Genomic DNA, 14,881 nt, shown 5'->3' on the forward strand with positions numbered 1-14,881 from the left:
TGCCGGGGGGGGCCCCACCGGGAGGGGCCGCCCCCCCCGGGCCCCCCGCCCCGGGGGACCTCCCGGGCCCTCTGCCCCCGGGGGGGGCCCCCCGCCCCCGGCGGGCGCACGCCACAGGGGCGAAGAGCCATGAGGGCGCGGCGGCACGGGGAGTTCAGTGCGTGGCGAGGGCGTCCGTCCCCATGTCCAGCCGCATGGCGTCGCGCACCTCGGCGAGCGCGTCCATGACGTCGACGAAGGCGCGCTCGCAACGGGCGTCACCGTCCACCACCCCGGCACCCGCCTCGTCCCGCAGCCTGCGCACGCTCCGGAAGTAGCGGAGGGCGGGTTCCACGACGGCGCGCGGCGCGAAAACCTCCAGCTGGTAACGGAGTTCGTAGCACTTGGCGAAACTCTGCCGTGCGCGGACCTGACGGTCGGCGTCGGTCGGCGTCCGGTCGAGTATCAGGAGGGCCAGCTCGCCGCGCACCTGGGAGAGCGTCCCGAGGTAGGCCCCGTACAGCTCGCGCCTGCTGCGCCGCCACTCCCCGGCCGCCTCACGCCGGTCCTTGCGGACCTCGATCAGCAGCGCCGAGCCCATGGCGATCACCGCACCGAGGAGCGTGGCCACCAGCGTCATCCATTCCATGCTCGAACACGGTAGGGAGACGGGGTGATCCACGCCAGGGTGGGGTGCGGCCGCGCGTGCCGCGTACGGCCGCGCGGAGAACGAGGGAAGGGGATCGGGGCGCGCCGCGGAGGAAGGTTCAGCCGAAGCCGAAGATGCGTGCGAGGAAGAAGGCGGCGAAGACCGCCGCGCCCACCAGGACGACGGCAGCCCAGACGGCCGGGTGTTCCCACATGCCTCCGTCCGCCCGCTCCTGGTGCGCCTCGCTGATGCAGCCTTCGGCCGGCGGTGTCTCTCCCGGGGGATTCAGTGCTGTAGTCATGCATCAACCGTCTCTCCACCCGGGCCCCGGCGCACGCGGTGGCGCCGCCCACCACCGAGGCGTGCGGCGCGTGCGGGGCTGCGCGCGCGGGCGTGCGGCGCGTTCAGGGGGCGCGGTCGCGTGCGCGCGGGCGGCGCGGCGTTCAGGGCAGCTTGTGCGCGCGGGACGGCTGTGGGCGGCGCGGGGCCGCCCGTGCGTCGGGGCGGGCTGCCCCGGTCACCCCTGTCCGTCCGCCCGCCGGGCAGCCTGTCCGCCCGCACCCAGCAGGCCGGTGGCCTCGAACCGGGCCCGCTCCTCCAGCCGCGGCAGCTGCCGCCGGGACACCCAGGTGACCAGCGGCGGCAGGAAGGGGCGTACGGGTTGCGCCAGCCGCAGCCAGGGCGGCGCGTACACCGTGGGGGAGCGGCGCTCGATGCCGCGCACCAGCCAGCCGGCGACCTGTTCCACCGGGTGGATCCGGCGGGCCGGGGGAGGCATGTGCCCGCGCAGTTCCCGCAGCACGTCGTACCGGTCGGCGTCCCGGATCATGTCGGTACTCACCCAGCTCAGATACGCGATGCCGACGCCCACCCGGCGGTGGGCGAGTTCCGCCCGCAGGGACTGCGCGAGGGACTCGACACCCGCCTTCGACGCGCAGTAGGCGCTCATCATCGGGGCCGCGCCGAACGAGGCCGTCGAGGCGACCTGGAGGAAGTAGCCGTGTGTCGCGAGCAGCCCCGGCAGGAACACCCGCGCGGTGACGGCGCTGCCGACGAGATTGACCTCGACGACCCGGCGCCAGCTCACGGGGTCCGACGTACCGAAGGGGCCGCCCTCCGCCACTCCGGCGTTCGCCACGACGACCGACGGAGGGCCGAGGCGTGCGGAGATCTCGCCCGCCACGCGCTTCATGGCCGCGTCGTCCGTGACGTCCACCTCGAAGCAGTGCGCCTCCGTCTCCAGGGCGTCGGCCACCCTCTCCAGCGTCTTTCCCTCCCGGCCCAGGAGGGCGACGCGCACGCCCCGGTGTGCCAGTTCCCTCGCGACCCCGGCACCCACCCCGCGCGCCGCTCCGGTGACGACCGCGAGCCGTCCTTCCAGCGGATTCCTGTCGCGCATGGTGCACTCCTCGGCTGTGCGGGTGAGGACCGTGCCTCTCCGGTCCGGCGGCGGTTCGCCACCCGTTCCACCCAAACACGCCGGCCCGGATCGGGCTCGCGCTGAGGACCGGCCGCCTAGGGCGTGTGTCGAAAGTCCCGCCTGTCCGGCGGCGCCCGGCACGCACGCTCGCCGCGTTGTCGGGGTCGCCCCGATACATCCAGTATCGGGGCGACCCTCCGCCTTGCGATCGCACGCACCGGACGTCGCCGGACCCGCCCTCCGGGCGAACGGCGCCACTTTCGACACACGCCCTAGGAGAGCCGGCACCGGGATCCGTCCCCGGCCACTCCGCACTCCGGGCGGCTGAGTACGAAGACTCAGGCCGCGGGCGGACCGCTGCCGGACGATGGACCCACCACGCCACGCCGCCCTACCGTCCGACCGCAGGAGAATCCGTGCTCAGCCGCATTGCCGCCGCCGTCGTGCCCTCCCTCGGGCACCTGACGACCACCTCCGACGACGAGACGGCCCCCGCCCCCGGATCGCTCATCGTCGCCAACCACACCTCGCTCGTCGACCCCGGGATCGTGCTGGCCGCCCTGCTCCGCCACGGCATCGAACCGGTCGTCCTCGCCACCGCCGGCCTCTGGCGCATTCCGGTGCTCGGCCCGCTGCTGGTCAAGGGCGGCCACGTGCCCGTCCACCGGGGCAGCGTCCGGGCCGCCGAGTCCCTGCAGCTGGCGGCCACCGCGCTGCGGGCGGGCCGGCACGTCCTCATCTACGCGGAGGGCGGACTGCCCCTGCGGAAGGACTCCGCAGAGGCCGCTCCGGAGAGGTTCCGCAGCGGGCTCGCCCGTCTGGCGCTGGCCGCAGACGCCCCGGTCGTACCGCTCGGCCAGGCGGGTGCCCGCCGTGTGGTCTCCGGCGGTGCGGTGAAGCAGATCGCCGGGCTGCTCACCGCACCGGCGCGCCGGCCGCGCCTGCACGTCCACTTCGGCAGCCCCGTACGGCTGCCCGAAGACATGCACGCAGCGACCGCGGAGGCGCACCGGGCGGTCACGGCTGCCTGGCGCACGGCCGCCGCGCACCTGGGGGAGGGCACGGCGCTCGCCGCGTGAGCCCGACCCCCGCCGCGACCGGTTCCGTGTTCCGGTCAGCGCTCCATCATGCGCATCTGGGCGTCGTTGTGGGTGTTGCCGGCAGCCGGGGGGAGGCTGGAGAGCTGGGCCAGCTGCTCTTCGGCCAGCGTCACGGCGTCGGCGCCGATGTTCTCCTCGACCCTGGCCACCCGTCGGGTTCCGGGGATGGGGGCGATGTCGTCGCCCTGGGCCAGCAGCCAGGCGAGAGCGACCTGGGCGGGGGTGGCGTCGATCTCGGCGGCGACGGCTGCGACCTCGTCGGCCAGCCGCAGGTTGTGCCGGAAGTTCTCCTCGGTGAACCTGGGGTTGTCGGCGCGGAAGTCGGTGGGGTCGAACTGGTCGGTCGAGCGGATCGCGCCGGTGAGGAAGCCGCGTCCCAGAGGGGAAAAGGGGACGAAACCGATGTTCAGCTCGCGCAGCACCGGCAGCACACGGTCCTCCGGGTCCCGGGTGAAGAGCGAGTACTCGGACTGCAGGGCGGTGACCGGGTGGACGGCGTGCGCGCGACGGATGGTGTCGGGTCCGGCCTCGGACAGGCCGATGTACCGGATCTTGCCCTGGCCGACCAGCTCGGCCAAGGCCCCGACGGTCTCCTCGATCGGAGTGCCGGGGTCGACGCGGTGCTGGTAGTACAGGTCGATGTAGTCGGTGCCGAGGCGCTTGAGAGAACCCTCCACGGCGGTGCGGATACCGGCCGGGCTGCTGTCGGCTCCGCCCTCGCGTCCGGTGTGGGAGATCAGCCCGAACTTCGTCGCGAGCACGACCTCGTCCCGGTGTCCCCGGAGGGCCCGTCCGATGAGCTCCTCGTTGACGAAGGGGCCGTAGACCTCGGCGGTGTCGATGAAGGTGACGCCGAGCTCCAGGGCTCGGTGCACGGTGCGGATGGACTCCGCGTCGTCCGTCCCGGCGCCGGTGTAGCCGTGCGACATGCCCATCGCGCCCAGACCGATACGGGAGACCTCCAGGTCACCCAGGTTGATGTGCTTCATGTTTCCTCGCTTCTTCTGTGATGTCCGGTGCCCCAGGCGCATGATCAGGTGCACCTGATCATGCGCCTTCCCGCAGGGGCAAGGTGCCCGGGGCGGTGTGCTGCCCGGTCCGCCCGCCCGGTCAGCCGTCCAGACGGCGCTTGCTGAGCCAGGCGACCATCTCGGGGTCGTGGTGGTCGAAGAAGAGGGTCTCACCGGTGTCGAGGGCGGCAACGGCGGCCATCTGGTCGCCCGTCAGCTCGAAGTCGAAGACGTCGAAGTTCTGCGCCATCCGGTCGGGGCTGACCGACTTGGGGATGGTGACGATGCCGCGCTGGATCAGCCAGCGCAGCGCGACCTGCGCCACGGACTTGCCGTGCGCCTCGCCGATCGCGCTCAGGGCGGGGTTGGTGAAAAAGCCGTTCTTTCCCTCGGCGAAGCCACCCCAGGACTGGTGCTGGACACCGTGCTCGCGCATGAGGTCGTGGTCGGCGGTGCGCTGGAAGAAGACGTGGGTCTCGATCTGGTTGACCGCAGGCGTGATCTCGTTGTTGAAGGTGAGGTCGAGAAGGCGGTCGGGGTGGAAGTTGGCGACGCCGATCGCCCTGGCCAGGCCCTCGCGGTTGAGCGCCTCCATGGCCCGCCACTGGCCGTACACGTCCCCGAAAGGCTGGTGCATCAGGTACAGGTCGAGGTAATCCAGACCCAGCTTGCGCAGCGAGGTCTCGAAGGCGCGCCGGGTGTTCTCCTCGGCGGGCGCGTCCTGGACCCACAGCTTGGTGGTGACGAACAGCTCCTCGCGCGGGATGCCGCCGGCCTCGATGGCGCGGCCGACGGCCTCCTCGTTGCCGTACGCGGCCGCGGTGTCGAGCAGCCGGTAGCCGGCCGCGAGGGCTTCCGAAACGGCCCGCTCGGTCTGGTCGGCCGGGATCTGGTAGACGCCGAAGCCGAGGACCGGCATCCGGACGCCGTTGTTGAGGGTGACGTACTGCATGGGTGTCTTCCTTGTCGTTCGTGCGAGGGATCGGGGGGCGACCCGGGGGTCACAGGGTTGATGAGGGCCTTGAGGACGTGGCGGTCGGTCATGGCTCGGTACGCTTCGGGAGCCCGGTCGAGGGTGAAGGACCGGTCGAAGACGCGCCCCGGCTCGATGACACCGTCCAGCACGTCGGGCATCAGCTCCTCGATGGAGGCGCGGGCCGGGGAGACCCCTCCGGTGAGGGTGACGTTCCGCATGATCATCGACGGGCAGGGCCAGCAGCGACGGCAGCAGCGAGGAGTCCGCGCCGACCGGGAGCTTGACCAGCATGCCGTCGGCCAGGGGGACGCGTACCGCCTCGCCCTGGCCGCCGTCCACACCGTCGAGGCCGTACCGGCCGCCGTTGCGGCACGAGGAGTGCAGGCCCTTGCGGCAGAAGTCGCAGGTGTTGTCGCAGTACGTGAACGGAGCGACCACCGGATCACCGGCCGTGACGCCGGAGACGTCCGAGCCGGTCTCCTCGACCACGCCGAGGAACTCGTGCCCCGTCGGGCGGCCCGTCCCGGTCGCGGGCATCGACCTGTACGGCCACAGGTCGCTGCCGCACACGCCCGACAGCACGACCCGGACGACGGCGTCCGAGGGCTGCCGCACCGCGGGGTCGGGACGGTCCTCCATCCGGACGTCGCCGGCGCCGTACACCACCGCTGCACGCATGAGAGCTGCTCCTGTTTCCTGAAGGCCGCCCGTCCTTCGGCGGCGGGGTGTTCGTACGGGTGGTCCGGCCGGACCGGAGGGGCAGGGCGGGTCCGGCGTTCGAGCGGATGGCGCCCCGGTGCGGCCTCGCCCGCTGCCGGGGCAGACGGGCGGATGAGTCCCGCGCGTCAGGTAGGTGTCCAGTCTGGATCGCTGGAGGCGGACATCCGCGCAGGCGCGACCCCGACGGCAGCGCCGGGCCGCCGCACCGGGGCGTCCTGCACCGGTGCGGCGGGAGTGGTGAGGGATACGGACACGGGAAGATGCTCCTGATCAGTACAGGCGAAGCGGTACGTCCTCCACCATGGCGACCCACCCGTCCGACAGGCAGACCGGCTTCTGACGGGGGGTGGACAGAGGGGGGTACGGCAGGGCCCCCCTCGCGCGTGCCAGCCCGGTGGCGGTGTTGCGACACTGGACACATGGCACCCGAGCAGCAGCACACCGTCGGTGACGAGCTGGCGCGCTTCCTGCGCGCCCGCCGCACCCGGACCAGTCCGCAGTCCGTGGGCCTCACCCCCGGGTTCGGCGTCCGCCGCACCCCCGGCCTGCGCCGCGAGGAACTGGCCACGCTCGCCGGGGTCAGCATCGACTACTACACCCGCCTGGAGCGGGGCAAGGAGACCCGGCCCGGTCCCGGCGTCGTCGACGCCCTCGCCCGCGCCCTCCAGCTCGACGACGACGAACACCACCACCTCCGCGAGCTAGCCGTGAGGGCCTCCCGCTTTGCGCCCGAGCCGCCGCCCCCGCCCAGCCGGACCGTGCGCCCCCACCTGAAACTGCTGCTGGAGACCATGCGGCCGAACCCCGCCTACATCGTCAGCCGCAGCATGGACCTGTTGGCCTGGAACCCCGGCGGACTGGCCCTGTACGCGGGCATCGACGACTGGCCGGTCACCCGGCGCAACCTCGCCCGCTACCTCTTCCTGCACCCTGTGGCCCGCGAGCTGTTCCCCGACTGGGACATCCAGGTCCGCGGCTGCGTCGCCCGTCTGCGCGCCGAAGCCGGCCTCAACCCCGACGCCCCCGACCTCGCAGGCATGGTCGGCGAGCTCCTCCTCAAGAGCCCCGACTTCGCGAAGCTGTGGGAACGCTACGAGGTCATCGGCCGGAAGAAGATCCAGAAAACCATCCACCACCCGAAGGTCGGCATCCTCACCCTCAGCAGCCAGAGCATGAACCTGGAGGGCACCCCCGGCCGGCGCCTCGGCGTCTACACCGCCGAACCCGGCACCCCCGACCACGACGCCATGCTCCTGCTCGACCTCACCGCCCCGGCGGACCCCGCCCACCGCGACACCGTGGCGGCCGACTGACCGCTCCTTCGGGAGCGGGCCACCGGCTCGGCTCAGGCGAGGTCGTCCGGGGTCAGGTCGGGGCGCAGCCGGTGCCAGGACGGCTGCCGCAGCAGTCCGGCGCGGGTCCGGGTGGCGTAGGCCACCTCGCCGACCAGGCGGGGCAGCACCCACCGCGCTCCCGGGACCTCGGGGCGCGGGCTGAACGGGCAGTCGGCACTCGCCGCCGCGCGCAGGAGTCCGGCGAGCGTCCGCCGTTCGACGTCGCTCCATCCGGTGCCGACGTTCCCGATGTGCCGCAGCTCGCCGCCCTGCCACTCACCCAGCAGGAGGGCGCCCGGCAGCTCGCTCAGCCGGCCGTGGCCGGGCAGCCAGCCGCCGACCACGACATCGGCGGTCCGGATGTGACGGATCTTGATCCACGCGTGCGAGCGGGCCCCCGGTTCGTAACCGGAGTCCAGCCTCTTGGCGATCAGACCCTCCAGCCCGGCTTCCCGGGTCGCCTCCAGGGCACGCTCGCCGTGCCCCGCGATGAACGCGGGGGTCGACCAGTGCGTCCCGGCCAGGCCGAGGGCCTCGAGGGCGGCGCGGCGCTCGGTGTAGGGGAGCCGTGTCAGTCGCTCGGTGCCGAGGAACAGCAGGTCGAAGAGGACCAGGTGCGCCGGTACGGTGCGGGCCATCCTGGCCGCCTTCGACGGCGTGCCCGCCAGGCCCATGCGCGACTGCAGGCGTTCGAAGTCGCTCCGGCCCGACTCGTCGAACGCGACGATCTCACCGTCCAGGACCGCGGCCGTGCCCCCCAGAGCCACGCCGAGCGGCGCGAGGTCCGGGTAGGCGGCGGTGATGTCCGCGCCGGACCGTGAGCGCAGCAGCACCGACCCGTCGCCGGGCAGGCAGGCCACCGCGCGCTGCCCGTCGTACTTGACCTCGTAGGCCCACCGCGCGTCCACCCCGGCGGGCGGCAGCCGGCCGGGGGTGGCGAGCATCGGGGCGATCCGGGGGAGGTCCATCGGTCCGGCGCCTCAGGACGCGCTGCGCTTCCGCGCCGGTGCCTTGCGGGCGGGAGTCTTCTTCGCGGTCTTCTTCGCCGTGGAGGACTTCGTGGCGGTGCCCTTCTTCGCGGTCGTCCGCTCCGCCGTACTCTTCTTCGCCGCCCCCTTCCGCGCGCCCCGCCCGCCGGCCGGCATCTCGTGGACGGTCGCCTCACCCACGTGCTCGCCCCGGCCTTCCTGCGCGGCCTTGACCGAGGCGTTGAGGGCCGCCATCAGGTCCACCACCTTCCCGGGCTCCCGCTCACCCTCCGCTGCGGGCGCGGCCGGCTCCCGGCCCTCCGCCTTCGCCGCGATCAGCTCCTCCAGCGCGGTGCGGTACTCGTCCCGGAACGTGTCGATGGAGTCGAGTGCCATGGTCTCGGTGAGCTCCACGGCCCGGTCGATCTCACCGTCGTCCAGCTCGACCGCCTCGGGCGCGAGCTCCCCGGGACTGCGGATCTCGTCGGGCCACCGCATCGAATGCAGCACGATCGCCCCTTCCCGGACCCGCAGCAGTCCCAGGCGCTCGCGGTTGTGCCAGGCGAACTTGGCGACGGCGGCCTTGTCGGAGCGCTCCAGCGCCTTCCGCAACAAGGTGTACGGCTTGTCGGCCACCTCGCCGTCGGCCGCCAGGAAGTACGAATCGCCGATCCGGACCGGGTCGATGGTGCCCGCGTCGACGAACGCGACGATCTCGATCGCCTTGGCGGTCGGGAGCGGCATCCCGCCCAGTTCCTCGTCGGTCACCGGCACGGTGCGGTCCTTGGCGACCTCGTACCCCTTCGCGATCTCCTCCTGGGGCACCTCCTCGCCGTCCACCTCGCACACCTTGCGGGTGCGGACACGGCCCATGTCCTCCAGGTGCACCTGCCGGAAGTGGATGGAGTGATCCTCGGTCGCGGACACCACCTTGATCGGGATCGTCACCAGCCCGAAGCTGATGGCACCGGTCCACAGGGGTCGCGGCATCGACTACCTCCAGGCGCCCCGCCCCCGGTCGAGGGCGAACGGGGACGGGTATCGGTCGGCGGAGGGGCGGCGGGTGCGCGCCCCTCCGGGCCCGCCCGGCGGACTTCCGCGCCGGACACGCCCTCCGGTCCGATCCTCGCGCGCGGAACACTCCCGCGCATCCGGGGGAGGGCGGGGTGTCAGCTCCGGCCGAAGCAGCTCTTCAGCTCGTCCAGGTCGTAGAAGTGACTGCCCCGGGAGATCGGCTCGCAGGACGCCTTGAAGGCCGTCTCCTTCTCGTTGTAGAGCATCCGGACCAGGTAACGCGTGCCGCCCGAAGCCTGCTTTCCGTCCTTCCCGCTCTTTCCGGTGCGCTGCGGTCCGGCGAACAGGTCCCACTGCACGTTCGCGGCCATCGGTGCGACCTGCGAGCCGCGCCACGCGTTGTTCCTGTACGTGTAAGGCGCGTCGAGCCCGGCGGACTTCGTACTGCCGGGCAGCCCCAGCAGGACGGCGAGCGGCATGATCTCCTCGGCGTGCGTGAAGCGGAGTACGGCCCCCTTCGCGCTGGTGCCCGCGGCCTTCGCCTCGACCTGGTCGAACAGGTCGTCGAGCAGCACGCCCGCCATGGCGTACGTGATGGTGCGCCCGCTGAACGACGGGCCCTTCTCGTAGAACTCCTCGGCGTCGTCGAGGTACGAGAACCACTCGGCGTTCCGGGCGGGCACGAACGCGTCGAGGTCCACGTCCGGGGCCTCCACCCGCAGGTCGGGCGCGGCGGCGTACAGCTCGTACAGCGAGCGCGCGAAGGCGACCCGGTCCTCGGCGGTCATGGCGGCGGCATACCGGGACGTGAACAGTCGCGCCACCACGTCCCTCGCGTTGCGCGCGGTGTCCGGAGCACCGTCGATCCGCGCGAGCACCGCCGCCAGATCCGGGTCGCCCGCCACGTACTCCTGGTAGTCGGCGTTCTGCGGCTGCTTGTGGAAGTACAGCAGGTCCTTGTCGGTGACGGGCGCCCCGACGAGATCCGTCAGCTTCGGATCGGCGGCGGTGAGACCGCCGGTGAAGGCGTTGGCGCTGGCCGTCGCCCGGTTCACCCCGGACGTCTTGACCTCGACGGGCTCCTGGCCGGCGACGATGTGGCGGAAGAGAGAGGGCAGGCGCCGCTCCATGCGCTGCGCGGTCTGCCGCTGCTCCTGGACACCGCGGCCGGACAGCTCCCCGTAACCCACGGACGAGGCGGCCGCGAGCAGCGACTCGACCTGCGGGCCGAGCCGGGCGCCGAGGGGGGTCAGCCCGCCCTTGCTCTCCGCGTCCCGCAGCACCGCGAGCACCGCGTCCCCGTCCTCGCTGTCGGACATGGCACGGGACCCGTGACGCGAGACGCTCTCCGTGAACACCGGGGTGAACGACGCGGGAACCGCCTCGTAGTCACGCCAATCCTGCTGGGGGGCGTACGGCGTCTTCGTCGTGAAGAAGTGCTGACCGGAACCGAAGACCCGGGCCGGGGCGTGCGCGGAGGCGGAACCGCCGGCGGCGGTGACCGCCGAAGCGGCCAGGACCAGGGCGGCCATGGAGGAGAGCGTGCGCTTCACAGGGGGTTCCTCGGGTGCTTCGGGACTGCCGACCGGGCGGGTGCGACGCCACGCAGGTTCACAAGCCGGGACGAACGGCTGCCCACCGCCACCCGTGCACCGGGTGATGTACGGGTGAACAGCCGTCTGTGGACGGCCACCGGTGACGGGCGGACGCACGCGGATCCCGTCCGGTCGGGGAGGACCGGACGGGATCCGAGGAGCCGTCCGCGCGGGGGCGGTCAGGACGCGCACGCGCGGACGGCGGGTGGGCTGCTTGCCCGGCCTGTCCGCGTGCTGGTCAGCCGATGCTGTGCACGGCCTTCTCGACGAGGTCGGCGACGTCCGCGGGGTGGGAGAGCATCACCAGGTGCGAGGAGTCGACTTCCACCACCGACATGCCCGCGCGCCGGTAACCGTAACGCTCCACCTCAGGGTTGATGGTGTGGTCGGCGGTTGCCACCAGACCCCAGGAGGGCTTCGTCTTCCACGCGGCCACGGGAGCCGCCTCGGCGAACGCCTGGGCGGCCAGGGGACGCTGGGAGACCGCGAGGATCTTCGCGAGACCGGGGTCGACGTCGTGGGCGAAGACGGCCGGGAAGCTCTCCGGCACCACGGAGACGTCGGTGCCCGGCTCGTCGGAGCCCTCGACCGGGAAGGGGGTGTAGACGAGCGCGGACGCGAGGTCGGAATCGGGGAAGCGGCCCTGCAGCTCACCCAGGCTCTCGCCCTCCTGGAGTGCGTACCCGGCCAGATAGACCAGGCCCTTCACGTTCTCCTCCTCGCCCGCGACGGTGATGACCGCCCCGCCGTACGAGTGGCCGACCAGGATCACCGGACCGGCGATCGACCGGACCACGGAGGCGATGTAGGCGGCGTCGCCGATCAGGCTCCGGTTGGGCACCGCGGGGGCGACGACGTCGAAGCCGCGCTCCGTCAGCTCCGGGATGAGCAGGGCGAAACTGGAGGCGTCGGCGAACGCACCGTGCACCAGGACGATCGTCGGACTGTCTGACGAAGGCATGGGGGAACTCCTTGGTTCTTCGTGGTTCCGGGCGGGGAATCAGGCGGAGTGCAGAGCGGCGCGGAGCGTACCGATCGCCTGCTCGATGGCCGCCCCGGCGGCGTGTGTACCGCGCAGCGCGTCGAGCATCACGAAGTCGTGGATGATGCCCTGGTAGCGGACCGCGGTGACCGCGACACCGGCTTCGCGCAACTTGCCGGCGTAGGCCTCGCCCTCGTCGCGCAGCACGTCGGCCTCACCGGTGATGACCAGCGCCGGCGGCAGACCGGTGAGCTGCTCCGTGGTGGCGCGCAGCGGCGAGGCGGTGATCTCGGCGCGCTGGGCCGGGTCGGTCGTGTACTGGTCCCAGAACCACTGCATGCCGTCGCGGCGGAGGAAGTACCCCTCGGCGAACTGGTGGTACGAGGCGGTGTCGAAGGACGCGTCGGTGACGGGGTAGAACAGCACTTGCTGGACCAGCGGCACGTCGCCCCGTTCCTTGGCCATCAGGGTGAGGGCGGCGGTCATGTTGCCGCCCACCGAGTCGCCGGCCACCGCGATGCGGCCACCGTCCAGACCCTTGCCGGCGCCCTCGGTGACCACCCAGCGGGCGACCGCGTAGTTCTGCTCGATCGCGACCGGGTAGCGGTGCTCGGGGGAGAGGTCGTACTCCGGGAAGACGACGGCCGCGCCCGCGCCGGTCGCGAGCTCGCGGACGAGCCGGTCGTGGGTGTGCGCGTTGCCGAACACCCAGCCCGCGCCGTGGATGTAGAGGATGACCGGGAGCGTGCCGGTGGCCCCGGCGGGCTTGACGATGCGCGCCTTGACCGATCCGGTGGGACCGCCTTCGACGGTGATCCACTCCTCGGTGATCCCGGGCTTCTCGATGTCGCCCGACTGGACCTCGTCCACTGCCTTGCGGCCCTCGGCCGGGGCGAGCTCGAAGAGGTACGGCGGGTTCGAGGTCGCCTCGGCGAACGCGGCGGCGGCCGGCTCCAGCACGGGGGTGGCAGGCGTGGCGGGGAACTCGGGCATGGTTCGTCTCCTGTCGTCCGGGCTCCGGCCGGGGCCGGTCGGCCCACGGGTCAGGGCCCGGTGTGGAAAAAGGGGGTGACGACAGGGACGCTACGGCCCGGAGCACGGGCGGCTTGCCCGTGAACGCCCCGACTCTGTCCTCTCCGTGCGCGGACCCGCGCCCCGTACAGGACTGGTCAGCCCGGCTTCCCCGTCGCCCCCGGCTCCTCGGACGTCTCCACCGTCGACGTGATCCGCACGACCGACGGATCGCGGGGTGCCGATCCGAACCCGAAGGTCACCGGTGGGTCGACGGGGGCGAGTCCGCCGAGATCCGCCCCGCCGAGGCAGGCGCTCGCCGACAGGACGCGGTGCTGGTCCCGTGCCCCGTACCACTCGCGCCGGCCCGGACCGGCACTGCCGAGCGTACGGACGCCGGGCAGCAGACGAGCCGGTACGTCGCACACGGCGGCCCACGTGTGGCTGCGCGCGAGCGGCGCCGGCACCGTCCGCAACAGCCACCCCAGCGCCGTCCGGGGGCCGGTGACGAGGTCCAGGGCGAGCGGGCCCGCCTCGACGTGCCAACGGGCCCCGTCCCGCCGGACGTCCACCGGCACCACCTCGACCCGGTCGAAGGTGTACGTCTGTGCGACGAAGCCCGCGATATGGCGGGTGGGTGCCAGCAGCCGGCGCTCACCGTCGGGGTGCTCGACCATGACGTCGCTGAACGCCCCGAACGGAGAGCGCGGCCAGTGCCCCAGCACCAGCCGCGTCCCCGAGGCGGTGCCCACGGCCCCGATCCATCCGTCGAAGTACCAGCGCCGCCGCTTCATGCCCACCAGTCTGTCCCGGGTGCGCGGAGATCGCCCCCCGGGTTCGTCCCGGCCGGCCGGAGCCCAGCGCTCCCGGTGCCGCCTACCAGGTCACCCCGAGCCGCACCGGACCGCGCGAGGTGGAGCCCAGACGCCACTGGACGGACGAGGCCGGCTCCGTGAGCCGGAGCTCGGGGAAGCGGGCCGCCAGACGGTGCAGGGCCAGCTGGAGCTCCGTCCGGGCCAACCACGCGCCCAGGCAGTAGTGCGGCCCCGCTCCGAACGACAGGGTGGGCGTCTCCAGCGGAGCGAACAGGTCCGCGGACCACTCCGACGGGAAGACCGCCGGGTCCCGGTTGGCCATGCCGCAGTCCGCGACCACCACGGCGCCTGCCGGGATGAACACTCCTCCCACCTCGACGTCCTCGTGCGCACGGCGGGTGGTGCCGCGGTCGTCACCCAGCGGAATGCCGTGCAGCAGCCGGTCCGCCACCCGCCCGGCCGCCTCCTCGTCCGAGGCGAGCCGGGGCCAGCTCTCCGGCCGCTCGCCGAGCAGGTAGAACAGCGAGTTGCTCAGCATGGTCATCGTGCTGTCGTGGCCTCCGACCACCAGCCCGCAGACCAGGCTCACCAACTGCGCCTCCGGGATGCCGCCCTCCTCGTCGGCGGCCTGCACCAGCCCGCTCACCAGGTCGTCCCCGGGCTCGCGCCGCCGCAGGGCCAGCAGCTCGGCACCGAACGCCGAGAACTCGGCCATGGCCGCGCCGACTTCCTCCGCGGGCCAGGAGCCGTCCGAGAGGGCGTACTCGCTCCAGTGGCGCATCCGCTCCCGTGCCGACGCGTCGAGACCCATCAGCCGGCTGATGACGGCCACCGGCAGCGGCAGCGCGAACTCGGCGACGACGTCCACGGGAGCCGCACGGCGGGCGAGCTCGTCCAGGAGCTGCTCCACGATCGCCGCGATCCAGGGCTGCCAGCGGGCGACGGCCCTCGGAGTGAAGGCGCGGTGCATGGTGCGGCGCAGACGCAGGTGTTCGGGGCCGTCCTGGTTGAAGAGCAGGTCCGGATCGTTCACGAGGACCGGCTGGTCCGGCAGGGACGGCCCGTCCGGCGTGTACAGCCCGGCCCGCCCGAACCGGCTGTCGCCGAGCACCTGGCGGACGTCCGCGTACCGGCTCACCAGCCAGGCGGGCGAGCCGTCGGACAGCTCGACGCGCTCGGGCGGGCCGGGGACCCCGAACTCCAGGCGGTGCAGCGGGAGCAGAGCCTGCTCGGGACCGGCGTTGTCACTGACTGCGGCGGACACACGACCTCCTGGTTGTACGGGATCGACGGGGTGGGGCCGGGTGC

14 protein-coding genes and 1 pseudogene are annotated in these 14,881 nt (G+C 72.8%); 2 read left to right on the forward strand and 13 right to left on the reverse strand.

From position 1 onward, the window contains the following. Positions 1-154 precede the first annotated feature (154 nt). The 3 genes from ACFZAX_RS22870 to ACFZAX_RS22880 form a co-directional block, all read right to left on the reverse strand. The gene (locus tag ACFZAX_RS22870) at positions 155-628 is read right to left on the reverse strand and encodes a hypothetical protein (RefSeq protein WP_390963784.1); all 474 of its coding nucleotides are present in this window, start codon (positions 626-628) and stop codon (positions 155-157) included. A gap of 118 nt (positions 629-746) precedes the next feature. Next, entirely contained in the window at positions 747-929 is a 183-nt protein-coding gene (locus ACFZAX_RS22875) for a DUF6480 family protein (protein ID WP_390963786.1), read from the reverse strand. A 216-nt stretch (positions 930-1,145) separates the two neighbouring features. Further along, a complete protein-coding gene (locus ACFZAX_RS22880) occupies positions 1,146-2,027 on the reverse strand; it encodes a short-chain dehydrogenase/reductase (protein ID WP_390963788.1) in 882 nt (293 codons plus the stop codon). A 437-nt stretch (positions 2,028-2,464) separates the two neighbouring features. On the opposite strand from ACFZAX_RS22880, the gene ACFZAX_RS22885 reads away from it, so the two are divergent. Continuing rightward, entirely contained in the window at positions 2,465-3,127 is a 663-nt protein-coding gene (locus tag ACFZAX_RS22885; protein WP_390963789.1) for a 1-acyl-sn-glycerol-3-phosphate acyltransferase, read from the forward strand. Positions 3,128-3,162: 35 nt separating this feature from the next. On the opposite strand, the gene ACFZAX_RS22890 is transcribed toward ACFZAX_RS22885, so the two are convergent. The 3 genes and pseudogenes from ACFZAX_RS22890 to ACFZAX_RS22900 form a co-directional block, all read right to left on the reverse strand. Next, positions 3,163-4,137, reverse strand: a complete 975-nt coding sequence (locus ACFZAX_RS22890) for an aldo/keto reductase (RefSeq protein WP_390963790.1) — start codon at positions 4,135-4,137, stop codon at positions 3,163-3,165. A gap of 121 nt (positions 4,138-4,258) precedes the next feature. After that, positions 4,259-5,110 carry an aldo/keto reductase gene (locus tag ACFZAX_RS22895; RefSeq protein ID WP_390963792.1) on the reverse strand — a complete coding sequence of 284 codons (852 nt, stop codon included), beginning with the start codon at positions 5,108-5,110 and terminating at the stop codon, positions 4,259-4,261. Positions 5,111-5,163: 53 nt separating this feature from the next. Beyond that, positions 5,164-5,812 (reverse strand): annotated as a pseudogene (locus ACFZAX_RS22900) (alcohol dehydrogenase catalytic domain-containing protein); the annotation flags it as partial. Between the two features lie 461 nt (positions 5,813-6,273). Here ACFZAX_RS22900 and ACFZAX_RS22905 point away from each other — a divergent pair. After that, the gene (locus tag ACFZAX_RS22905) at positions 6,274-7,167 is read left to right on the forward strand and encodes a helix-turn-helix domain-containing protein (protein ID WP_390963793.1); all 894 of its coding nucleotides are present in this window, start codon (positions 6,274-6,276) and stop codon (positions 7,165-7,167) included. A 32-nt stretch (positions 7,168-7,199) separates the two neighbouring features. Here ACFZAX_RS22905 and ligD read toward each other — a convergent pair whose 3' ends face one another. The 7 genes from ligD to ACFZAX_RS22940 form a co-directional block, all read right to left on the reverse strand. Continuing rightward, positions 7,200-8,156, reverse strand: coding sequence for a non-homologous end-joining DNA ligase (ligD, locus tag ACFZAX_RS22910; RefSeq protein WP_390963794.1), 957 nt, complete (start codon positions 8,154-8,156; stop codon positions 7,200-7,202). Positions 8,157-8,168: 12 nt separating this feature from the next. Beyond that, the gene (locus ACFZAX_RS22915) at positions 8,169-9,146 is read right to left on the reverse strand and encodes a Ku protein (RefSeq protein ID WP_390963796.1); all 978 of its coding nucleotides are present in this window, start codon (positions 9,144-9,146) and stop codon (positions 8,169-8,171) included. Positions 9,147-9,325: 179 nt separating this feature from the next. Beyond that, entirely contained in the window at positions 9,326-10,723 is a 1,398-nt protein-coding gene (locus ACFZAX_RS22920) for a histidine-type phosphatase (RefSeq protein WP_390963798.1), read from the reverse strand. Positions 10,724-11,003: 280 nt separating this feature from the next. Continuing rightward, the gene (locus tag ACFZAX_RS22925; RefSeq protein WP_390963799.1) at positions 11,004-11,726 is read right to left on the reverse strand and encodes an alpha/beta fold hydrolase; all 723 of its coding nucleotides are present in this window, start codon (positions 11,724-11,726) and stop codon (positions 11,004-11,006) included. Positions 11,727-11,765: 39 nt separating this feature from the next. Then, positions 11,766-12,740 carry an alpha/beta hydrolase fold domain-containing protein gene (locus ACFZAX_RS22930; RefSeq protein WP_390963800.1) on the reverse strand — a complete coding sequence of 325 codons (975 nt, stop codon included), beginning with the start codon at positions 12,738-12,740 and terminating at the stop codon, positions 11,766-11,768. Between the two features lie 176 nt (positions 12,741-12,916). Beyond that, the gene (locus ACFZAX_RS22935; protein WP_390963801.1) at positions 12,917-13,552 is read right to left on the reverse strand and encodes a hypothetical protein; all 636 of its coding nucleotides are present in this window, start codon (positions 13,550-13,552) and stop codon (positions 12,917-12,919) included. Positions 13,553-13,634: 82 nt separating this feature from the next. After that, entirely contained in the window at positions 13,635-14,837 is a 1,203-nt protein-coding gene (locus ACFZAX_RS22940) for a cytochrome P450 (RefSeq protein ID WP_390963802.1), read from the reverse strand. Between the last annotated feature and the right edge of the window lie 44 nt (positions 14,838-14,881).

This window comes from Streptomyces sp. NPDC008125, assembly GCF_042957125.1.
GTDB lineage: Bacteria > Actinomycetota > Actinomycetes > Streptomycetales > Streptomycetaceae > Streptomyces.